Origin of the sequence: Shinella sp. M27 (genome assembly GCF_049199905.1) — a bacterium.
Taxonomy (GTDB): domain Bacteria; phylum Pseudomonadota; class Alphaproteobacteria; order Rhizobiales; family Rhizobiaceae; genus Shinella.
The window spans coordinates 54,885-75,069 of the sequence record NZ_JBLZPK010000032.1 but is presented as its reverse complement, the minus strand read 5'-3'; the positions used below and the strand labels follow the sequence as shown (position 1 = coordinate 75,069).

Here is a 20,185-nt window from a genome sequence, read left to right as displayed (position 1 = left end):
GCAAGCACGGCTGCTCGCCGGCGTACGGCGTCGATCCGTGCACGACCGCTTCGGTCAAGTAGGCCCCGGCCAGTCTGAAGAGACCGGCCGAAGCCGGTCCTTCAACCCCAGATCAGAAGGGCGATCAGGCCCAGCGTGCCCACGACGATGCGCCAGATGGCGAACAGCGTGAAGCCGCGGCGCGACACGAAGTCGAGCAGCGAGCGCACGACGAAGAGGCCCGCCACGAAGGCGGCGATGAAGCCGACGCCGATGATCACGAAGTCATCGGACGAGAGCGCATCGCGATTCTTGTAAAGATCGAGCGCGAAAGCGCCGACCATGGTGGGCATCGCCAGGAAGAACGAGAATTCCGCAGCAGACCGCTTGTCGGTGCCCATCAGCAGTGCGCCGGCGATGGTCGCACCCGAGCGCGAGGTGCCGGGGATCATGGCCAGGCACTGGCAGAGACCGATCTTGAAGGCGAGCGATGGCGGATACTGCATGACATCCGTATAACGCGGCGTGAGCGGCAACCGGTCCACCACATAGAGAATGATGCCGCCGACGATCAGGACGATACAGATCAGCATCGGCGTTTCGAACAGCACCGTCTTGATGAAATCATGCGCGAGCGCGCCGATGACGGCCGCCGGCAGGAACGCAAGCAGGATGGACAGCACGAAGCGGCGCGATTGCGGGCTCGACGGCAGCGAGAGCGCGATACCCAGGAGCTTGGAGAAATACACCGAGAGAATGGCGAGAATGGCCCCGAGCTGGATCAGGACGGCGAAGGCGTTGCCCGGTGACTTGAAGCCGAGGAAATGCTGCGCCAGCACGACATGGGCGGTGGAAGACACCGGGATGAATTCGGTCAGGCCCTCGATAAGACCGAGAATGAGGGCGCTGACGATAGACTGGTCTGCCATGAAGGTTCCTTGGGAATTGGGAAAGGAAGGCATGATACGAAGCAGGCGTACGGCAAAAAGCCCGATTCGCTTGTGTTTGTACCACCAAATTTCTATAGGTTCGTCAAATCAGCCGCGACCAAATCAGCTCCCAACGAAGCGACAGGCCCGGCAAAGCTCCTTCCGCAAGATCAGCAAAGCAGCCCGAATGCCCACACTCTATCATCACCCGATGTCCGCCGCCTCCCGCTTCGTCCGGCTCATCCTGTCGGAATACGGGTTCCAGACGGAGCTTGCCGAGGAGCAGCCCTGGGAAAACCGGCGCGATTTCCTGGCGCTGAACCCGGCCGGCACGCTGCCCGTCTATGTCGATGACAGCATGCGTGCGCTCTGCGGCGCCAGCATCATCTCGGAATATCTCGACGAGACGCACGGCGTTTTGAAGCGTGACCGCCGGCTGCTCGCCGAAGACCCGTTCCAGCGCGCCGAAATCCGCCGCCTGACGGAATGGTTCCTGCAGAAGATGGAGCAGGACGTGACGCGCCCCTTGGTGCGCGAGCGGATCTTCAAGCTGCAGATGACGTCCGACCAGGGCGGCGGCCCGCCGGACAGCAAGGTGCTGCGCAATTCGCGCGCCAATATCCGCCAGCACATGAAGTATCTCTCCTGGCTTGCCGGCTCGCGCACCTATCTCGCCGGTGATCGTCTCTCCTATGCCGACCTTGCCGCAGCTGCCTGTCTTTCGGTGCTCGACTATATGGGCGAGATCAACTGGGCGGACGCGCCGCAGGCGAAGGACTGGTATCAGCGGCTGAAGTCGCGCCCGTCCTTCCGCCCGCTGCTGGCCGAGCGCGTGCGTGGCGTCACCCCGGTCTCGCACTATGCGGACCTCGATTTCTGAGGACGCGGCCATGTCGGGCGACGAAAAGATCCGGCGCCGCCTGACCGATTTCATCAAGGCGGAAGCGGCCGACAAGGGTTTTGATCTTTGTCGCATCACCGGGCCTGACTCCATTCCGCAGGCCCCCGCCCGCCTCGCCGATTTCCTTTCCAATGGCTACCACGGCACGATGGAGTGGATGGCGGAGACGCAAGCCCGCCGCGCCGATCCGCGCGTGCTGTGGGGCGAGGTGCGCTCCATCGTCGTCTTCGCCATGAACTACGGTCCCGAGCACGATCCGCGCGACGTGCTAAAGAGGCCCGACCAGGCAGCGATCTCCGTCTATGCGCAGAACCGCGACTATCACGACATCATCAAGGGCCGGCTGAAGGAAGTCGCCACGCGCTTTGCCGCGCGCGGCGGGGCGGATGTCAAAGTCTTCGTCGATACCGCGCCCGTCATGGAAAAGCCGCTCGCCGCCGCCGCCGGCCTCGGCTGGCAGGGCAAGCACACCAACCTCGTCAGCCGCACGCACGGCTCCTGGCTCTTCCTCGGTAGCCTGTTCACCACCGCCGACCTCTATAAGGACGAGCCGGAGGGCGACCATTGCGGCTCCTGCCGCGCCTGTCTCGACGCCTGCCCGACCGACGCCTTCCCCGCGCCCTACAAGATCGATGCGCGCCGCTGCATCTCCTATCTGACCATCGAGCACAAGGGCACGATCGACCCCGCCATCCGCGAAAAGATCGGCAACCGCATCTATGGCTGCGACGATTGCCTTGCCGCCTGCCCGTGGAACAAGTTCGCCGCCAGCGCCTCGGAAATGAAGCTCGTCGCCCGCGACGATCTGAAGGCGCCCGCGCTCGCCGATCTCCTGACCTTCGACGATCCCGGCTTCCGCGCCCATTTCTCCGGCTCGCCGGTCAAGCGCATCGGCCGCGACCGCTTCGTGCGCAACGTCCTGATCGCCGCCGGCAATTCCGGCGACCGCAGCCTGGTCGCCCAATGCATCCATCTTGCCGACGATGCATCCCCCGTGGTGCGCGGCATGGCCGCATGGGCGCTTTCCCGGCTGATGGACGCTTCCGAATTCGCAAGATTTGCGGCAGGAAGGACTGACGACGCGGACGAGGATGTGCGCGCGGAATATAAGAGAGCGAGGGCCACCCCATGACGAAACACCTCCTGATCCTCGGCGCCGGTTTTTCCGGCAAGGCCATCGGTGAGGTTTTCAAGACGGCGGACTTTACCGTTTCGGGCACCACGCGCTCCGCGGAGAAGGCTGAAAGCCTGCGCGCCCTCGGCATCGCGCCCATCGTCTTTGACGGTAGCACGATTTCAGAAAGCCTCGCTGCCGACATGGCGCGCGCCACCCATGTCGTGCAGTCCATCGCACCGGGCAAGGACGGCGATCCGCTGTTTCGCGCCGGAAGTCCGGCCCTGTCTTCCCTGATGCCGCGGCTCGAATGGGCCGGTTATCTCTCCACCGTCGGCGTCTATGGCGATCATCAGGGTGCCTGGGTGGACGAGGAAACGTCGCTGAACCCGGTCTCCGCCCGCTCCGTCGAGCGTGTGGAAGCGGAGAACCATTGGCTGGCCTTTGGCGCGGCCTCGGGTATCCCCGTCGCCGTGCTGCGCCTTGCCGGCATTTACGGGCCGGGCCGCAATGCGTTGCGCAACGTAGAAGAGGGCAGCGCCCGCCGTCTCATCAAGAAGGATCAGGTGTTCAACCGCATCCGCGTCGAGGATATCGGCGGCTCCGCGCTGTTCCTGTCGGAGAACCGTCTCGGCGGCCTCTGGAACATCACCGACGACGAGCCCGGCCCGCCGCAGGACGTCGTTGCCGAAGCCGCCCGCCTGATGGGCCTGCCGACCCCGCCCGATATTCCCTTCGAAACGGCGGAACTTTCTCCCATGGCGCGGTCTTTCTACGGGGAGAACAAGCGCGTCTCGAACGCCAAGCTACATTCTGCCGGCTTCGAATTCCGCTTCCCGAACTACCGTCAATCGCTCGCCGAGCTCAAGGCTTCCGGGCGCTGGCGGGGCTAGTGGAGTGCGGCCGGAAGAGACGGCTTTTGCGATTTTGCACAACCATAAATTTATCTGCCCCATTTTTGCCGCCGAATTCCTGCGCAGCAACTGCTAATATTGAAAGTTTTTTCCGAAAATTTGCGGAAATGTTGCACGACTATTCCAAGCGACAAGTCGAATGAGTTTAGTGACTGATTCTCAAGACTCTTTCCGGCCTCGTTAACGAAGATTAAAAATCCATCGCGGGCGATGGACTGTATATCCGGCAGCACTTCGACAGCAAGTGTGGCCGGTTGAGGCACGTTTTTGCCATTTTTGCTTCCTCATAGGGCGATCAATCACAGGGGATTTCCGCAACTCGCCGTAAGGGTCACACGATACATGCTGTCAAAATTCTCCAGCCTCGCGCTCGCTTCTCTCGTCGTCGCTTCCTCTTCCTTCGTTTCCTTCTCCGATGCCCAGGCAGCCGGTTGCGGCCGCGCCTCCTGGTATGCGCTGCACTCCCGCACCGCTTCCGGTGAGCGCATGAACCCCAACCTCATGACGGCCGCCCATCGCAGCCTGCGCTTCGGCACCAAGCTGAAGGTCACCAATTCCAACAACGGCCGCAGCGTCGTCGTGCGCATCAATGATCGCGGTCCGTTCATCCGTGGCCGCGTTCTCGATCTCTCCAAGGCTGCCGCGTCCAATATCGGCATGATCGGCGCCGGCCACGCCAAGATCTGTTACGAGGTCATCGGCTGATCCAGCCTCTATTCTGACGGCGCCGGCTTGCTCTCGGCGCGTTCCGCCGCTACCACGACGCAAAACGGAGTAAACGGATGCGATTGGGTGGGCGGCTCTCGGGAGCCATCGAGGTTCTCTCGGATATCGAGACGCGGCGGCGCCCGGTCGCCGATGCGCTCAAGGACTGGGGCCTCGCCCATCGGTTCGCCGGCTCCGGCGACCGCGCCGCGATCGGCAACATCGTCTATGACGCGCTGCGCATGAAACTGTCGCACGCCTTCTTGATGGACGACGACAGCCCGACCGCCCTCGGTTACGCCGTGCTCTTGCGCCAATGGGGCCTTTCGCCCGAGGCGCTCGCCGCTGAATTCGACGGCGACCGGTTCGCGCCGGAGCCCCTATCGGAAGACAGGCTTGCCGCATTCCACGCCCGCAATCTCGACGATGCCGCCCCGCATGTGCAGGGCGACATCCCGGACTGGATCCAGCCGGCCTTCGAGGCGAATTTTTCGGACGACTGGCTGGCGGAAGCCAAGGCGCTGGCCGACCGGCCGACGCTGGACCTGCGCGCCAACACGCTGAAGGCCAGCCGCGACAAGGTGCTCAAGGCGCTGGAGCGCAACGGCGCCGTCGCCTCGACGATCGCCCGCCAGGGTGTCCGCATTCCCGCCGGCGAAGGCCCGTCGCGCCTGCCCAACGTCACCGCCGACCTCGCCTTCCAGAAGGGCTGGTTCGAGGTGCAGGATGAAGGCTCGCAGATCGTTGCCGACCTCGTCTTCCCGCAGGAGGGCGAGCAGGTGCTCGATTTCTGCGCGGGCGGCGGCGGCAAGACGCTCGCCATGGCGGCCGCGATGAACAACAAGGGCCAGGTGCACGCCTACGACACCGACCGCAAACGCCTCGCCCCGATCATCGAGCGGCTGAAGCGCGCTGGCACGCGCAATGTGCAGGTCCACGAAAGCCTGTCGAGCCTTGCGCCGATGACGGGCCGTTTCGACCGCGTGCTGGTCGATGCGCCCTGCACCGGCACCGGCACCTGGCGGCGCCGCCCGGACACCAAATGGCGCCTCACCGAAAAGAACCTGGAAGAGCGTATCAGCCAGCAGCAGGAAGCGCTTGCCAATGCCAGCACCTTCGTGCGCCCCGGCGGCTTCCTGCTCTATGTCACCTGCTCGATCCTGCCGCAGGAAAACGAAGAGCAGGTCCACGGCTTCTGCCAGGCCAATCCCGACTTCGAAATCCTCTCGGCGTCGGACACCTGGCAGAACCTCTTCGGCAGCGGAAAACCGCAGCCGCGCTCACGCGACGGCAAGACCGTGACGTTGACCCCGGCATCGACCGATACGGACGGTTTCTTCTTCTGCGCGATGGGCCGCAAGGCGTGACGCCTTGCGATCCGTCAAAAGCGACGATGAACTTGAAATCGTTCTAAACTATACACTTTGACACCAGTTTTTATTTGGTCCATGACATCAAAGCCTGAATAAACCCGGCCCGGCTTCGCGCTGGTCCATCCGGGCGGTCGCCATTGGTCGCGACGTCCGGTGTCGGGGGACACGCCAAAACAGGACACCAGGAGACGTCATGACCACTTCCTTCCTTCGCGCGGCCGCCTTCGTGCTTGCTGCCGCGACGTCGAGCCTTGCCATCGGCTCCGCCCATGCGGCGGCCGATCCGGCTGCGATCGTCAAGCATTATGCCGAAATCGCGCACGCCAAGTTCTCCGACTCGCTCGACGCGGCGAAAGCCCTCGACGCGGCGGTCGACGCCCTCATCACCAAGCCGAGCGACGAAACGCTGAAGGCAGCGCGCGAAGCCTGGCTGAAGGCGCGCGTGCCCTACCAGCAGACGGAAGCCTATCGCTTCGGCAACCCGATCGTCGACGATTGGGAAGGCAAGGTGAACGCCTGGCCGCTCGATGAAGGCCTGATCGACTATGTCGACCCGAGCTATGGCACGGAGAGTGACGAGAACGCGCTGTTCGTCGGCAATGTCATCGCCAATCCGAAGCTGGAAATCGCCGGCAAGACGATCGACGCGACGACGATCACGCCCGCCGTTCTGCAGGAACTGCACGAGGCCGGCGAAGTCGAGGCGAATGTCGCCACCGGCTACCACGCCATCGAATTCCTGCTCTGGGGCCAGGATCTGAACGGCACCGGCCCCGGCGCGGGCAACCGCCTGGCGACCGACTATGACAAGGACAAGTGCACCAACGGTAATTGCGACCGCCGCGCCGCCTATCTGAAGGCCGCGTCCTCGCTGCTCGTCACCGATCTCGAAGAGATGGTGAAGGCCTGGGCCGCCGATGGCGACGCCACCAAGAACGTGACATCGGACCCGAAGGCCGGCATCACCGCCATGCTGACCGGCATGGGCTCGCTCTCCTACGGCGAACTCGCCGGCGAGCGCATGAAGCTCGGCCTGCTTCTGCATGATCCGGAAGAAGAGCATGATTGCTTCTCCGACAACACGCACAACTCGCATTACTACGACGTCGCCGGCATCCAGACCGTCTATACGGGCGAATATACCCGCCCTGACGGTTCCAAGCTGACCGGCCCCTCGCTCTCCGAGCTCGTCGCGGAAAAGGACGCCGCGCTCGATAAGGAGATGAAGGCGAAGCTCGACGCCAGCCATGCCGCCTTCAAGGCGCTGGTCGACCGTGCGGAAGGCGGCGAAGCCTATGACCAGATGATCGGCGAAGGCAATGAGGCCGGCAACAAGGTCGTCCAGACCGCCATCGACAGCCTGATCGACCAGACCAAGACGATCGAACGCGTCATCGGGTCGCTGGACCTCGGCAAAATCGAGCTTGAAGGCTCCGACAGCCTGGATAATCCTACCGCTGTCTTCCAATAGAAAGAAGGCGGGCCGCTTCCCTTGGATGCGGCCCGATTTCCTGCATGACAGAACGCCCTGCCCGTCGCCTGCTCGCGGTTTCCGCCGCGTTCACCGTCGCCGCAGGCGTTTTCGTTCTGGGGAGCGCGCATTCGCAGACACGCGGCCGCGATGATCTTTCGGACAAAGACATGAAACGTGTTAAGGCCGTCACGGCCCTGACGACGGATTTTTCCAAAGCCGAGCCCTACGAGGCGATGTCCGCCGGTGCGGCGACCTCGCTTGCGAAAATCGACCGCAACAGCTTCTCTCACTTTTCCGAAAACATCACCTTCGAGGAGCGCGAGACCTTCAAGCTCGGCAACGCGCTGTTCCAGAAACTCTGGGTTTCCTCGCCCTCCTCCACGCAGGCTTCCGATGGTCTCGGGCCGCTCTACAATGCCCGCTCGTGCCAATCCTGCCATATCAAGGACGGTCGCGGCCATCCGCCGGAGGACAACACGGCGGACGCCACCTCGATGTTCCTGCGCCTCGCCCGCCCGGCAAAGACGCCCGAGGAAGAGGCGGCGCTGAAGAGCTTCCAAGCAATGAGCCTGCCCGATCCGATCTACGGCCGGCAGTTGCAGGACCAGGCCATTCCCGGCCTCAAGGCCGAGGGCCGCATGGTCATCGACTACGAAGAGGAACCGGTGATGCTGATCGGCGGCGAGGTCGTCCATCTCCGCCGCCCGACCTACGCCGTCGCCGACCGCGCCTATGGCGACCTCGACGCGACGACCACGCTCTCGCCGCGCGTCACCCAGCCCATGCTCGGCCTCGGTCTGGTCGAGGCCATCCACGAAGCGGACATCCTTGCGCTGGCCGACCCCGACGATGCCGATGGAGACGGCATCAGCGGCAAGGCGGCGGTCGCCATTGACCCCAAAACGGGTAAGCAGGCGCTCGGCCGCTTCGGCTGGAAGGCCCAGTCCGCCACCGTGCGCCAGCAGAGCGCGGATGCCTTCGCCTTCGATATCGGCATTTCGACCCCGGAGGTGCCGCTGCACCAGGGCGACTGCATGCCGGCGCAAACCGCCTGCATCGAGCGTCCCAACGGCGTGCAGAAGCGGCTTGGCGATGCGGAAGCGCCGCCGCCGGTCATGGACCTCGTGACCTTCTATGCCGAAAACCTCGCCGTGCCAGCGCGGCGCAAGGCGAGCTTCGCTCAAACGCTCGCGGGAAAGCGCCTGTTCTACGAAACGGGCTGCGTCTCCTGCCATCATCCGAAATTCGTGACCCGCCGCGACGCCGCCAACAAGGCGCAGGCCTTCCAGCTCGTCTGGCCCTATTCCGATTTCCTGCTGCACGACATGGGCGAAGGCCTTGCCGACGGGCAGCAGGTGGGGGTAGCGACCGGGCGGGAGTGGCGCACGCCGCCGCTTTGGGGTATCGGCCTTACAAAAACCGTCAACGGCCATACGTTCTTCCTGCATGACGGGCGCGCGCGCTCCCTCACCGAAGCCATTCTCTGGCACGGTGGCGAGGGACAAGCGGCACGCGACCGCTTCGCTGCGCTGGAAAAACATGACCGCGACGCCCTTCTGACCTTCCTGGAGAGCCTCTGATGACCCAGCGCCCGTCTTTCCCTCGGTTCGGCTCCCTGCTTGCCGCCTCCCTCCTGTTTGCGACGAGCCTGCCGGCCTTTGCACAGGAAGGCAGCGCGCCCGCCGTGCCCGAACTGACTGAAGAGATCGTCACCGGCATCATGACGCGCGCCATCGACGACGTAATCCGTCCCGGCTACCGCACCTTCGAGGCTTCCGCCGGCAAGCTCGCCGAAACGACGCAAGCCTATTGCAAGGCGCCCTCGGAGGATGGCCGCAAGACCGTCGATGCCGCTTTCCGCCAGGCCGTTACCGACTGGGGCCGCATCGAAATCGTGCGCATCGGCCCCGTCATCGACGACAACCGCTTCGAGCGCATCCTGTTTTATCCCGACCGCAAGGGCACCGGCCTGAAGCAGGTACAAGCGCTGCTGCAGAAGGCGGACGAGGCGGATGCGGACGCCGCGACCATGGGCAGCAAGAGCGTGGCGATCCAGGGTTTCGGCGCCATCGAATTCGCCCTCTACGGCACCGGCTCGGAAGCGATCGCCCAAGCGCCGAACGCCTTACGCTGCCGCTATGCCGCCGCTGTCGCGACCCATATCCGGACGACGGCCGGCGCACTCGCAGACGCCTGGGATGCGCCCGACGGCGTGCAGAAGGACTGGAAACATCCCGGCCCCGACAATCCCGTTTTCCGCACCGGCAAGGAGGCGATGACGGCGCTGCTCGGCATTCTCGTGCACGGCACGGAGGCGGTGCGCGACCAGCGCATCGAGACCTTCTACCGCAATGGCGGCATCGCCCGGCCGAAATCGGCGGTCTTCTGGCGCTCGGGAAACACCTGGACGTCGATCGAAGCCAATCTCGAGGGCTTGCAGACGCTGTTCGACAAATCCGGCATGGCTGATCTCATCGATCCCAGCATCGCCTCGGTCAACGGCAATATCGACTTCATCCTGAAATCGCTGCGCCGGATCATCCCGACGATCGACACCGACATGGAGAAGGCGGTTTCGACGCCTGAGGAACAGCAGAAAATCAACTTCCTGCTCGTCAACACGCGCGAGCTGATCCTCGCCCTCGACGGCGGTTATGGCGGCGCCATCGGGCTTGGCTCCGGCTTCTCCTTCTCGGACGGCGACTGATGAGAAACCTGGGCGGCCAGAGCGCGCTTCTCGACCGGCGCGCCTTCCTGCGCATGGCGGGTGCGGCCTGGGCGGCGGCGCTGACCCCGCACGCCACCTTCGCGCTGTCGCGCACCGACGCCGTCTTCGCCTCAGGCTACAAGGCCTCCGACGGCAGCTTCGGCATTGCGGTGCTTGCCGAAGACGGCAGCGTGATCGAGCGCACGCCGCTACCCGCCCGCAGCCACGGCATGGCCTTTTCGCCTGTCACCAACCACCTCGTCGCCTTCGCGCGGCGCCCCGGTACCTTCGCGCTGGTCATAGACCGTAACAGCCAGAAGCAGCCGATAACCATCGCCGCCGCCGAAAACCGCCATTTCTTCGGCCACGGCTGCTTTTCGCCCGATGGCCGGCTGCTCTATGCCAGCGAGAACGATTTCGACGCCAACCGCGGCGTCATCGGCCTCTACGACGCACGGGAAAACTATCGCCGCATCGGGGAATACCAGACCTATGGCATCGGCACCCACGACCTCTCCGTCAGCGACGACGGCAAGCTGCTCATCGCCGCCAATGGCGGGATCGAGACCCATCCGGATTTCGGCCGCACCAAGCTCAATCTCGACCATATGGAGCCCTCGCTCGCCCTGATCGAGGCGGCGAGCGGCGCGCTTGTCGAGCGTCATGCGCTGCCGGAAAAGCTGCGCCAGCTCTCCACCCGCCATATCGATCTCGACGACAAGGGCCGCATCTGGTTCGCCTGCCAGTATGAAGGCCCGCGCAACGATCTGCCGCCGCTCGTCGGCCATTTCGGCAAGGGCGAGGACCTGACCTTCCTGTCGCTGCCCGAGGAGACCACGATCGGCCTTGCCAACTATGTCGGCGCCATCGCCGTCAACCGCCGCGAGGGCTTCGTCGGCCTCACCTCGCCGAATGGCGGCCGCTTCGTCGTGCTCGACGGAAAAAGCGGGCGGGTCATGCGTGACGAAAGCGTCGCGGACGCGGCCGGCATCGCTGCCACGCCGCATGGCTTTGCCGTTTCCTCCTACGATGGCCGCTTTGCCGGACGCAGCGAGGACGTCGCCTGGGACCAGCATATCGCCAGCCTGAAATCTGCCGGCTGACGCCTCTGGACGGCGGCAACGCGTGCCCTAGGTCAGGGGCATGAACAACAAGCCCCTCGTCTATCTCGCCTTCCTCATTCTCGTCCTCGGCGGCGGCCTTCTGATCGGCGCCAACAACGTGCCCGGTGACTGGTACCAATCGCTGGCCAAGCCCTGGTTCAATCCGCCGAACTGGCTCTTCGCCCCGGTTTGGAGCCTGCTCTACGTCGTCATCGCGTTTGTCGGCGCACGCACGTGGCTTTCACTCCGCAATTCCATGGCCATGCGGCTGTGGGTTGCCCAGCTCGTCCTCAACTTCGCCTGGTCGCCGATCTTCTTCGGCCTTCAGGACCCGACCTCGGCCCTGATCGTCATCCTCGGCCTTCTCGTCACGGTCGTGGGCTTCATCCTCGCGTCGTGGCGGCAGGACCGCACGGCGGCACTGCTCTTCCTGCCCTATCTCGCCTGGGTCGCCTTCGCGACCGCGCTCAACGGCGCAATCGTCGCGCTGAACTGAAAGGCGCTTGCAGTGCAGCATAGGCCGTGCAAACGTCGGTCCGTTCCTTAGGGCCGCGCGCCCGCACCATGTGGGCATCATGACAGGCTTTCCACCGCCGGATTTCGCCGGCCGCATTACCAGAAGTTTCGGCCGGCAGCCGGCCATGAAGCTGATCGGCGCCGAGCTGACCCGCGTCGAACACGGCACCGTGGAAATCGAGCTGGCGTTTGACGAGAAGCTGACGCAGCAGCACGGCTTCCTCCATGCCGGCGTCATTTCAGCGGCCCTCGACACGGCCTGCGGCTACGCCGCCTATTCCGTCATCGATGCGGATGCCTCCATCCTCACCATCGAATTCAAGGTGAACCTGATGTCGCCGGGGCGTGGCGAGCGGTTCCTGTTCCGCGGCGAGGTCACCAAGCCGGGCTCCAACATCATCGTCGCCGACGGGCGCGGCTATGCCATTTCCGACGGACCGGCCAAGCTGATCGCCTCGATGACCGGCACGATGATGGTGGTGCGCGGCCGCGAGGACATCGCCGAATGAGTTTCGCCCTAAAGACCGTCCGTACGAAGCGCATCCTCTATGTCATGGCCGCCAGCCCCGAATACGGTCCACATCTCAAGGCCCGCATCACGCCGCTCATGACCGGCGTCGGCCCCGTCGAGGCCGCCGTGCAGCTGACGCTGGCGCTTTGCCACCTGGCGGCGGATGGCGACCTGCCCGACTATGTCGTCTCACTCGGCTCGGCCGGCTCCGCCACACTGGAGCAGACGGAGATCTATCAGGCGGCCTCCGTTTCCTATCGCGACATGGATGCCTCGCCGCTCGGCTTCACCAGGGGGGCAACACCCTTCCTCGACCTGCCGGCCGAAGTTCCTCTTTCCTGCATCATTCCCGGCATTCCCGCCGCACGGCTCTCCACCGGCGCCAACATCGTCTCGGGCGCAGCCTATGCCGGCATCGACGCCGACATGGTGGAGATGGAAACCTTTGGCGCGCTGCGCGCCTGCCAGGCCTTCGACGTCGCCCTCATCGGCCTGCGCGGCATTTCCGATGGCAAGGCCGAGCTCACCCATATCGGCAACTGGACGGAATACCTCCACATCATCGACGAAAAACTCGCCGCCGCTATCGACACGCTGGAAGCGGCCGTCGCCAGCGGCACGATCGTGCGCAACGGCTGAAAATCCGGCCGTCCCCGGTTGCGCGGCGCGAGGTTTTTCATTAAAGGCTCGCCATGACCCAGACAGCTCATCCCGACAGCGTTCTCATCATCGATTTCGGCAGCCAGGTGACCCAGCTCATCGGGCGGCGCGTGCGCGAAGCAGGCGTCTATTGCGAGATCATCCCCTTCCAGTCGGCGGAAGAAGCCTTCCACCGCATGCAGCCGAAGGCGATCATCTTCTCCGGCGGCCCGGCCTCGGTGCTCGATCAGGGCAGCCCCCGCGCCCCGCAGATCGCTTTCGATTCCGGCCTGCCGATCCTCGGCATCTGCTATGGCCAGCAGACGCTCGCCACCCAGCTCGGCGGCACCGTCGAAGGCGGCCACGCCCGCGAATTCGGCCGCGCCGATGTGGAAATCCTGAAGTCCAGCCCGCTCTTCGACGGCTTCTGGGACGTCGGCCAGAAATATCCGGTCTGGATGAGCCACGGCGACCGCGTCACCGTCGCGCCCGAGGGCTTCGAGATCATCGGCACTTCGGAAAACGCCCCCTTCGCCATCTGCGTCAACGAGGCGAAGCGCTACTACACGACGATGTTCCACCCGGAAGTGGTGCACACGCCGGATGGTGCCAAGCTGCTCTCGAACTTCGTGCACAAGATCGCCGGCATCAAGGGCGACTGGTCGATGTCGGCCTACCGCGCCCGCGCCGTGGAAGCGATCCGCGAGCAGGTCGGCGACAAGCGCGTCATCTGCGCCCTTTCGGGCGGCGTCGATTCGTCCGTTGCTGCCCTCCTCATCCATGAGGCCGTCGGCGCGCAGCTCACCTGCATCCTCGTCGACCACGGCCTGATGCGCAAGAACGAGGCGGCCGACGTCGTCGCCATGTTCCGCGAGCACTACAATCTGCACCTCATCCATGTCGACGCCGTCGATCGTTTCGTTGGCGAGCTGGAAGGCGTGTCCGACCCGGAAACCAAGCGCAAGATCATCGGCCGCCTGTTCATCGAAGTCTTCGAGGACGAGGCCAAGAAGCTCGGCGGCGCGGAATTCCTCGCCCAGGGCACACTTTATCCCGACGTGATCGAAAGCGTCTCGTTTACCGGCGGCCCCTCGGTCACGATCAAGTCGCACCACAATGTCGGCGGCCTTCCCGACCGCATGAACATGAAGCTCGTCGAGCCGCTGCGCGAACTCTTCAAGGACGAAGTGCGCGTGCTCGGCCGCGAACTTGGCCTACCCGACAGCTTCATCGGCCGCCACCCCTTCCCGGGTCCGGGCCTTGCCATCCGCTGCCCCGGCGGCATCACCCGCGACAAGCTGGAGATCCTGCGCGAAGCCGACGCGATCTATCTCGACGAGATCCGCAAGGCAGGTCTCTACGACAAGATCTGGCAGGCCTTCGCCGTGCTTCTCCCCGTCCAGACGGTCGGCGTCATGGGCGACGGACGCACCTATGAATTCGTCTGCGCGCTGCGCGCCGTCACCTCCGTCGACGGCATGACCGCCGACTTCTACCATTACGACATGAACTTCCTCGGCCGCGCCGCGACGCGCATCATCAACGAAGTCCGCGGCATCAACCGCGTCGTTTATGACGTAACGTCCAAGCCGCCGGGCACGATCGAGTGGGAATGAAGATAGCCTCCTCACCGCAGTGACATCTCGAAGCCCCGGCGCCCGCGTCGGGGTTTTTCTCTTTTTCTAGAAAAAATTCCGCACCGATGTCACATCTGCCGTTCCGGCCTCGTCATGGCGGTGTAGAATTGAAAAGGAGACTGGAATGTCACCCCGCATGACCGATTATTTCAAACGCGCCGACCCCGCCTTCAAGGCGATGTTTGCGCTGGAAGCCGCCCTGAAGGCGAGCCCGCTCGATGCCATCCTGGTGCATCTGGTAAAGGTGCGCGCCTCGCAGATCAACGGCTGCGCCTATTGCATCCACATGCATGTCGGCGAAGCGCTGAAGGACGGTGAGGACCCGATGCGCCTGCATCTTCTGGCCGGCTGGCGTGACTCCTCGCTGTACACCGCGCGTGAACGGGCAGCCCTCGCCTGGACCGAAGCGCTGACGCTGGTCGCTGAAACCCATGCCCCAGACACCGACTGGGTGGACCTCGAAGCCGCCTTCACGGCGGACGAACAGGCTTGGCTCACCATCGCCATCGGCGCGATCAATGTCTGGAACCGGGTACAGGTCGGGTTTCGCGCCGAACATCCGGTCGACCAGCGTCATGCTGCCTGATCCGGCCACGCAAATCTTCGAAGCGCAGCGGCCGCGGCTGCTGCGCCTGGCCTATCGCATGCTCGGCTCGCGGGCGGAGGCGGAGGATGTCGTACAGGAGGCCTGGCTGCGTTGGCACCGCAGCGACCGCAACGCAGTCGCCGAACCGGCCGCCTGGCTCACCCGCATCGTTTCGCGCCTTTGCCTCGATGTGATGAAGTCGGCGCGCGCACGCCGCGAGACCTATCCCGGCCAATGGCTGCCCGAACCGCTGATCGAACCGGAAGACGACGAAGAGCGCGCCGACAACATCACGCTCACCCTGATGGTGGCGCTTGAACGCCTCTCGCCGCTGGAGCGTGCCGCCTTCCTGCTGCATGACGTCTTCAACCAGCCGCTCGACGACGTGGCGGCGACGCTGAAGCGCAGCCCGGCCGCCACGCGGCAACTGGCGGCACGGGCACGCGCCCATGTGCGCCTCGATCAGCCGCGCTACGAGATCGCCCGCGAAGACGGCGAGGCGCTGACGCGCGCCTTCTTCGAGGCCTGCCGGCTGGGCGATGCCGCAGCACTCGGTTCGCTGCTGGCGTCGGATGTGACGCTGCGCTCGGACGGGGGCGGCAAGGTGTTGACCTTTCCCAACGCCATTCAGGGTGTCGATCGCCTCATCCGGCTTTATCTCGGGCTTGCGCGAAAACTCGGTTCCCGCATGGAATTTCTCGGCCATGTCGTGATCGATGGCCTGCCGGGTTTTCTGAGCCGGGTAGACGGCCACCTGCAGACGACCGCCGTGGAAATCGTCGAGGGGCGCATCGCCGCCATCTATATCACCCGCAATCCGGACAAGCTGACCGGGGCGAAGCTCCCCGGCTAAAACCCGAACGACTGCTGCGCCGGGGCCGGCGGGGCGAAGGAGACGCCTTCCAGCGCCAGCATCTTCACCTTGGAGATGGAACCGCCCGGCGCGGAAAAGCCGCCGACCTTGCCGCCGGCGGCGAGCACGCGGTGACAGGGGATGATGAGGGCGACGGGGTTCTTCGCCATGGCCTGGCCGACCTCGCGCGCCATTTCCGGGCCCGCACCCAGATCGCGGGCGATGGTGCCGTAGGTCGTCGTCTCGCCCCAATGCACCCGCCGGGCGGCATCGTAAACCTTCAGGAAGAAATCGCTCTGGCCGGCGAGATCGAGCGGCACGGCGGTGAAATCGGCTTCCTCCCCGGCAAAATAGCGCTGTGCAGCGGCCACGGCCTGCTGGACGGCGGACGGCGGTTCGGCCGCCTCGGCATCGGGCAGATGGCGCAGCAGCAGGCGGCGGGTCGTGGCGGCGTCTTCGCCCGGCAGCTGGAAGCGCACGACACCCGCTTCCGTCCAGGCGATGCCGCAGGGGCCGCCCGCCGTGTCGAAGATCAGATGGTGTGTCTTGCCGGTCATGATCGGCTCCTGTTGCCGCTTGCACCACAAGATCGGGTTTTGCCCGGCTTGTTTCAACCCGTTTCTTGCGCGGCAGTGCCGGGGACTTGCTTCCGTCTCGCCCAATTCGCATAAACCTTCGAAAAACGATTCAGCGAGGGCGTGACGTGGAGATTTCGGACATCATCATCGGCGGCGATACGGCGGGCATCGAATGGCGCGTGCCGGTCTATCGCTTCAAGGGCAGCGATGCGGCCGCCCCCTCCGTCTATATCCAGGCGGCGCTCCATGCCAACGAACTGCCCGGCACGGCGCTGCTGCACTTCCTGCTCGAACGCCTGCGCAAGGCCGATGCCGAAGGCGCGATCCGCGGCGACATCACCGTCATTCCGCAGGCCAATCCGATCGGTCTCGCCCAGTTCCATTTCGGTGAGATGGAAGGCCGCTTCGATCTGGGATCGCGCACCAATTTCAACCGCGACTACCCGCTGATCGCGCTTGCCGAGCGCGAGACCCTGCTGGACAACCTTGCCCGCCGCAGCGCTGCCGACCGGCTGAAGCGCACGCTGCTGCACATGGCGCTCGGCCATGACCTCATGCTCGACCTGCACTGCGACGACGAAAGCCTGCAATATGCCTATATCGACGAAGCCTTCTGGCCGGAGGCGGCCGACCTTGCGGCGGCGCTCGACATGCAGGCCGTATTCCTCTCCGACGGCGAAAGCACCGCCTTCGAGGAGGCCGTCGGCCATGCCTTCAAGCATCAGGGCGGCGACAAGCTGAAGCGCGTTCCGGGCCGTCTCTCCGTCACCGTCGAGCTGCGCGGCCGGCGCGATGTCTATCCCGACATGGCCAAACGCGATGCGGACGGCCTCTGGGATTTCCTTGCCGGCCGCGGCGTCGTCACCGATCCCGCCCATACGGCGAAAACCTATAGCGGTCCGGCCATCCCGCTCGACAATATCGAGATGGTACGCGCACCCGAGCCGGGCACCGTACTCTTCCATCGCGACATCGGCGACAGCGTGAGGGCCGGCGATCTCCTGGCGACGCTGATCACCAGGCCGGGCGCACCCGATGGCACGATCGACGTGACGGCGGCCCATGACGGCCTGATCGCCACCCGCGCCTCCGCCCGCTATGCGCGCCGCGGCGACGACCTGATGAAGATCGCCTGCCACGAGGCGACCCGCAAGGATCGCAAGCCCGGTACGCTCGAGGACTGAGAGAATCTTCTCCGCGAGGGGTTTTGGCCCCTCGCAATCGCCCTGTCGGGAGCAATATATAGGAAGGGACGGGCCAGCCGGTTTGCGGCGATGGCGGGAGGAGACTGCAAGCGGTGACCGGCACGCATCATGTTTGAGACGCTCTCCGCCTACTGGCCGCATATCCTCGTCGCCTTGTCGATCATCCTCGGCATTCCCGCCGCTATTCATGCGACGATGACGAAGGAAGAGGTGCGGGCGGCGATCGGCTGGGTCGGCGTCATCGTGCTCTCGCCCGTCGTCGGCCCCGTCATCTACGCCATTGGCGGCGTTAACCGCATCCGCCGCAAGACGTTGAACCTCAGCCGCGAGGGGCTGATTGCCGCCGGCTGGTACCACAGGGCCGAATACGACGTTTCCAACGAGCATATGCGGGTGGCCTTCGGCCGGGCGCTCGCCGCCATGCAGCGGCTTGGCGATACGGTCGGGCGCTGCAAGCTGACATCCGGCAACCGGATCAGGCTGCTTGCGACCGGCGACGAGGCCTATGCCGCCATGCTCTCCGCCATCGACGCGGCAGAGCGCTCCATCCTGCTCGAAACCTATATTTTCGACCGTGACGCGGCCGGCCAACGCTTCGTGGAAGCCCTTTCGGCCGCCGTGACGCGCGGTGTCGAGGTGCGCGTGCTGATCGACGCGGTCGGCGCCCGCTATTCCATTCCCTCCATCGTCTCGGAGCTGAAGCGGGCGGGCGTGCCGGTCGATGTGTTCAACGGCAACATCGTCATGGGCCTGCGCCTGCCCTATGCCAACCTGCGCACCCACCGCAAGATCCTGATCGTCGATGGCAGCGTGGCCTTCACCGGCGGGCTCAACATCCGCGCCGGCTTCTGCGCCGAATTTGCCGGAGACGGGGCCGCAGTCGACACCCATTTCCGCCTGACCGGCCCCGTCGTCAGCGATCTCTTCCGTATCGCCTACGAGGACTGGCGCTTTTCCGGCGGCGGCGAACTGTCCGGCGCGGCCTGGCAGATCGCCCCGCCGCCGGATGCGCCCGACAGCGGCATGCTTGCCCGCGTCGTTCCCTCAGGCCCCGACAGGAGCCTGGAAACCAATCACCGCATGCTGATGGGCGCCCTCTCGGTCGCAAAACATCACATCCGCATCATGTCGCCCTATTTCCTGCCTGACCGGGAGCTGATCAGCGCCATCGTCACGGCGGCGCGGCGCGGGGTGGAGATCGACATCATCGTGCCCTCGGCCAACAACCTGAAGCTCGTCGATCTCGCTATGACCGCGCAGTTCGACCAGATGCTGAAACACGGCTGCCGCATCTGGCGGGCATCGGGCGCCTTCAACCATTCCAAGCTCATGGTCGTCGATGACGCCTGGTCCTATGTCGGCTCGTCCAATATCGACCCGCGCTCGCTCCGGCTGAACTTCGAGGTGGATATCGAGGTGACAGACCACGATTTCGCCGAGCTGATCAGCGCACGCATCGGCGCCGCCCTTGCCGGATCCGAGCAGGTGAAACTGGAGGATCTGCGGGCACGGCCCTTCGTGCAACGCCTCGTCGAACGCATCACATGGCTTGGCTCGCCCTATCTGTAGGCCCCGCCGAGCGTTCCCAGACGACTTTCAGGTCGATATGCGCCTTGATCGGCAGGTGATCCGACGCGATGCGGGCAAGCGGCGAATCATGCACCTCCACCGAGGTGACGAGATCGTGCGGATGACCGAGCGCCCGGTCGAGCGCCAGCACGGGAAAGCGCGAGGGAAAGCTCGGCACTGCGCCGGAGGCCGGATCGAAGGTCGGATGCAGGCGGGCAAGCGACGAACCCCGCCCGACGCGCCATTCGTTGAGATCGCCGACGAGCAGGGTGGGCATCGCCTCGTCCTCTGCGAGGGACGCAAGGATGGCCATGGCCTGCTGTTCGCGCGAGCGCTTCAACAGGCCGAAATGCGCGGCGACGAGGCGCAGCTTGCCGGTGGGAAGATCGAGCGTCACGACCAGCGCGCCGCGCGGCTCGACGCCCGGCAGCTTCAGCTGGCGTACGCCGCCGACGGCGCCCTTGCGGATCATGATCATATTGCCGTGCCAGCCATGGCCGGTGGACGACAGCGCGGTGATCGGCACCGGCACGAGGCCGCAATCGCGCTCCAGCATATCGAGTTTCAAGAGGCCCGAACGCTCGCCGAAGCGCTTGTCGGCTTCCTGGATGGCGATGACGTCGGCATCGATCTCGGCGATGACGCTTGCCGTGCGCTCGGGATCGAAGCGCCGGTCGACGCCGATGCATTTGTGCACATTGTAGGAGGCAATGACGGTGTCGCCCGGACGATTGTTTTCTGGCGGCCGGTGGCCGCGGCGGTTGCGAATGGCCGTCAGCAGCGCAGCCGATGTGTTCCTGCCGTTCCTGTCCAAAGGTCCTTCCTCGTGCTTTGCCTGCATCATATGGGCCGCCCCGCCCCATCGGCAACCGCAAAGCCGCAAGAAGGTTCC

At 64.8% G+C, this 20,185-nt stretch carries 20 protein-coding genes; 17 read left to right on the top strand and 3 right to left on the bottom strand.

What is annotated here, in order from left to right:
* Window positions 1-101: 101 nt before the first annotated feature.
* Window positions 102-908: an undecaprenyl-diphosphate phosphatase gene (locus ACOZK4_RS12565; RefSeq protein WP_421592166.1), complete on the bottom strand. Its 807-nt coding sequence runs from the start codon at window positions 906-908 to the stop codon at window positions 102-104.
* 187 nt (window positions 909-1,095) lie between these two features.
* Between ACOZK4_RS12565 and ACOZK4_RS12560 the strand changes: the two genes are divergently transcribed.
* The 15 genes from ACOZK4_RS12560 to ACOZK4_RS12490 all read left to right on the top strand — a co-directional run bounded on the left by ACOZK4_RS12560 (window position 1,096) and on the right by ACOZK4_RS12490 (window position 15,941).
* Window positions 1,096-1,788 carry a glutathione S-transferase family protein gene (locus ACOZK4_RS12560; RefSeq protein ID WP_313530222.1) on the top strand — a complete coding sequence of 231 codons (693 nt, stop codon included), beginning with the start codon at window positions 1,096-1,098 and terminating at the stop codon, window positions 1,786-1,788.
* Between the two features lie 10 nt (window positions 1,789-1,798).
* The gene (gene queG, locus ACOZK4_RS12555) at window positions 1,799-2,941 is read left to right on the top strand and encodes a tRNA epoxyqueuosine(34) reductase QueG (RefSeq protein ID WP_421592165.1); all 1,143 of its coding nucleotides are present in this window, start codon (window positions 1,799-1,801) and stop codon (window positions 2,939-2,941) included.
* Window positions 2,938-3,816, top strand: coding sequence for an SDR family oxidoreductase (locus tag ACOZK4_RS12550; RefSeq protein WP_421592164.1), 879 nt, complete (start codon window positions 2,938-2,940; stop codon window positions 3,814-3,816). Before queG ends, ACOZK4_RS12550 begins: the two co-directional genes overlap by 4 nt.
* A gap of 363 nt (window positions 3,817-4,179) precedes the next feature.
* Window positions 4,180-4,542 (top strand): septal ring lytic transglycosylase RlpA family protein, encoded by a 363-nt coding sequence (locus tag ACOZK4_RS12545; RefSeq protein ID WP_421592163.1) that lies wholly within the window; start codon window positions 4,180-4,182, stop codon window positions 4,540-4,542.
* Window positions 4,543-4,619: 77 nt separating this feature from the next.
* A complete protein-coding gene (locus tag ACOZK4_RS12540; protein ID WP_421592162.1) occupies window positions 4,620-5,909 on the top strand; it encodes an RsmB/NOP family class I SAM-dependent RNA methyltransferase in 1,290 nt (429 codons plus the stop codon).
* Window positions 5,910-6,108: 199 nt separating this feature from the next.
* A complete protein-coding gene (locus tag ACOZK4_RS12535; protein WP_421592161.1) occupies window positions 6,109-7,386 on the top strand; it encodes an imelysin family protein in 1,278 nt (425 codons plus the stop codon).
* Window positions 7,387-7,430: 44 nt separating this feature from the next.
* Window positions 7,431-8,969 (top strand): di-heme oxidoredictase family protein, encoded by a 1,539-nt coding sequence (locus ACOZK4_RS12530; protein WP_421592160.1) that lies wholly within the window; start codon window positions 7,431-7,433, stop codon window positions 8,967-8,969.
* Window positions 8,969-10,096 carry an imelysin family protein gene (locus tag ACOZK4_RS12525; protein ID WP_421592159.1) on the top strand — a complete coding sequence of 376 codons (1,128 nt, stop codon included), beginning with the start codon at window positions 8,969-8,971 and terminating at the stop codon, window positions 10,094-10,096. Before ACOZK4_RS12530 ends, ACOZK4_RS12525 begins: the two co-directional genes overlap by 1 nt.
* The gene (locus ACOZK4_RS12520) at window positions 10,096-11,199 is read left to right on the top strand and encodes a DUF1513 domain-containing protein (RefSeq protein ID WP_421592158.1); all 1,104 of its coding nucleotides are present in this window, start codon (window positions 10,096-10,098) and stop codon (window positions 11,197-11,199) included. Before ACOZK4_RS12525 ends, ACOZK4_RS12520 begins: the two co-directional genes overlap by 1 nt.
* A 40-nt stretch (window positions 11,200-11,239) precedes the next feature.
* Window positions 11,240-11,695, top strand: coding sequence for a TspO/MBR family protein (locus tag ACOZK4_RS12515; RefSeq protein ID WP_421592157.1), 456 nt, complete (start codon window positions 11,240-11,242; stop codon window positions 11,693-11,695).
* A 79-nt stretch (window positions 11,696-11,774) separates the two neighbouring features.
* The gene (locus ACOZK4_RS12510) at window positions 11,775-12,224 is read left to right on the top strand and encodes a PaaI family thioesterase (RefSeq protein WP_421592156.1); all 450 of its coding nucleotides are present in this window, start codon (window positions 11,775-11,777) and stop codon (window positions 12,222-12,224) included.
* The gene (locus tag ACOZK4_RS12505) at window positions 12,221-12,865 is read left to right on the top strand and encodes a 5'-methylthioadenosine/S-adenosylhomocysteine nucleosidase (RefSeq protein WP_421592155.1); all 645 of its coding nucleotides are present in this window, start codon (window positions 12,221-12,223) and stop codon (window positions 12,863-12,865) included. Before ACOZK4_RS12510 ends, ACOZK4_RS12505 begins: the two co-directional genes overlap by 4 nt.
* Before the next feature lie 53 nt (window positions 12,866-12,918).
* Complete coding sequence (gene guaA / locus ACOZK4_RS12500) at window positions 12,919-14,481, top strand: glutamine-hydrolyzing GMP synthase (protein WP_421592154.1); 1,563 nt, start codon at window positions 12,919-12,921, stop codon at window positions 14,479-14,481.
* 145 nt (window positions 14,482-14,626) lie between these two features.
* Window positions 14,627-15,088 carry a carboxymuconolactone decarboxylase family protein gene (locus ACOZK4_RS12495; RefSeq protein ID WP_421592153.1) on the top strand — a complete coding sequence of 154 codons (462 nt, stop codon included), beginning with the start codon at window positions 14,627-14,629 and terminating at the stop codon, window positions 15,086-15,088.
* Window positions 15,078-15,941 (top strand): sigma-70 family RNA polymerase sigma factor, encoded by an 864-nt coding sequence (locus tag ACOZK4_RS12490; protein WP_421592152.1) that lies wholly within the window; start codon window positions 15,078-15,080, stop codon window positions 15,939-15,941. Before ACOZK4_RS12495 ends, ACOZK4_RS12490 begins: the two co-directional genes overlap by 11 nt.
* On the opposite strand, the gene ACOZK4_RS12485 is transcribed toward ACOZK4_RS12490, so the two are convergent.
* The gene (locus tag ACOZK4_RS12485) at window positions 15,938-16,498 is read right to left on the bottom strand and encodes a methylated-DNA--[protein]-cysteine S-methyltransferase (protein WP_421592151.1); all 561 of its coding nucleotides are present in this window, start codon (window positions 16,496-16,498) and stop codon (window positions 15,938-15,940) included. The genes ACOZK4_RS12490 and ACOZK4_RS12485 overlap by 4 nt on opposite strands.
* A 146-nt stretch (window positions 16,499-16,644) precedes the next feature.
* On the opposite strand from ACOZK4_RS12485, the gene ACOZK4_RS12480 reads away from it, so the two are divergent.
* Both ACOZK4_RS12480 and ACOZK4_RS12475 read left to right on the top strand, forming a co-directional pair.
* The gene (locus ACOZK4_RS12480) at window positions 16,645-17,703 is read left to right on the top strand and encodes a peptidase M14 (protein WP_421592150.1); all 1,059 of its coding nucleotides are present in this window, start codon (window positions 16,645-16,647) and stop codon (window positions 17,701-17,703) included.
* A 129-nt stretch (window positions 17,704-17,832) separates the two neighbouring features.
* Window positions 17,833-19,293, top strand: a complete 1,461-nt coding sequence (locus ACOZK4_RS12475; protein WP_421592149.1) for a phospholipase D-like domain-containing protein — start codon at window positions 17,833-17,835, stop codon at window positions 19,291-19,293.
* On the opposite strand, the gene ACOZK4_RS12470 is transcribed toward ACOZK4_RS12475, so the two are convergent.
* Window positions 19,265-20,134 (bottom strand): endonuclease/exonuclease/phosphatase family protein, encoded by an 870-nt coding sequence (locus ACOZK4_RS12470; protein WP_421592250.1) that lies wholly within the window; start codon window positions 20,132-20,134, stop codon window positions 19,265-19,267. The genes ACOZK4_RS12475 and ACOZK4_RS12470 overlap by 29 nt on opposite strands.
* Window positions 20,135-20,185 lie beyond the last annotated feature (51 nt).

Coding starts and splice junctions, on each gene's coding strand:
- ACOZK4_RS12520 (WP_421592158.1), top strand. CDS start 10,096: ATGAGAAACCTGGGCGGCCAGAGCGCGCTTCTCGACCGGCGCGCCTTC.
- guaA (WP_421592154.1), top strand. CDS start 12,919: ATGACCCAGACAGCTCATCCCGACAGCGTTCTCATCATCGATTTCGGC.
- ACOZK4_RS12490 (WP_421592152.1), top strand. CDS start 15,078: ATGCTGCCTGATCCGGCCACGCAAATCTTCGAAGCGCAGCGGCCGCGG.
- ACOZK4_RS12540 (WP_421592162.1), top strand. CDS start 4,620: ATGCGATTGGGTGGGCGGCTCTCGGGAGCCATCGAGGTTCTCTCGGAT.
- ACOZK4_RS12495 (WP_421592153.1), top strand. CDS start 14,627: ATGTCACCCCGCATGACCGATTATTTCAAACGCGCCGACCCCGCCTTC.
- ACOZK4_RS12470 (WP_421592250.1), bottom strand. CDS start 20,134: ATGCAGGCAAAGCACGAGGAAGGACCTTTGGACAGGAACGGCAGGAAC.
- ACOZK4_RS12535 (WP_421592161.1), top strand. CDS start 6,109: ATGACCACTTCCTTCCTTCGCGCGGCCGCCTTCGTGCTTGCTGCCGCG.
- ACOZK4_RS12530 (WP_421592160.1), top strand. CDS start 7,431: ATGACAGAACGCCCTGCCCGTCGCCTGCTCGCGGTTTCCGCCGCGTTC.
- ACOZK4_RS12505 (WP_421592155.1), top strand. CDS start 12,221: ATGAGTTTCGCCCTAAAGACCGTCCGTACGAAGCGCATCCTCTATGTC.
- ACOZK4_RS12525 (WP_421592159.1), top strand. CDS start 8,969: ATGACCCAGCGCCCGTCTTTCCCTCGGTTCGGCTCCCTGCTTGCCGCC.
- ACOZK4_RS12565 (WP_421592166.1), bottom strand. CDS start 908: ATGGCAGACCAGTCTATCGTCAGCGCCCTCATTCTCGGTCTTATCGAG.
- ACOZK4_RS12515 (WP_421592157.1), top strand. CDS start 11,240: ATGAACAACAAGCCCCTCGTCTATCTCGCCTTCCTCATTCTCGTCCTC.
- ACOZK4_RS12485 (WP_421592151.1), bottom strand. CDS start 16,498: ATGACCGGCAAGACACACCATCTGATCTTCGACACGGCGGGCGGCCCC.
- ACOZK4_RS12550 (WP_421592164.1), top strand. CDS start 2,938: ATGACGAAACACCTCCTGATCCTCGGCGCCGGTTTTTCCGGCAAGGCC.
- ACOZK4_RS12475 (WP_421592149.1), top strand. CDS start 17,833: ATGTTTGAGACGCTCTCCGCCTACTGGCCGCATATCCTCGTCGCCTTG.
- ACOZK4_RS12545 (WP_421592163.1), top strand. CDS start 4,180: ATGCTGTCAAAATTCTCCAGCCTCGCGCTCGCTTCTCTCGTCGTCGCT.
- queG (WP_421592165.1), top strand. CDS start 1,799: ATGTCGGGCGACGAAAAGATCCGGCGCCGCCTGACCGATTTCATCAAG.
- ACOZK4_RS12510 (WP_421592156.1), top strand. CDS start 11,775: ATGACAGGCTTTCCACCGCCGGATTTCGCCGGCCGCATTACCAGAAGT.
- ACOZK4_RS12560 (WP_313530222.1), top strand. CDS start 1,096: ATGCCCACACTCTATCATCACCCGATGTCCGCCGCCTCCCGCTTCGTC.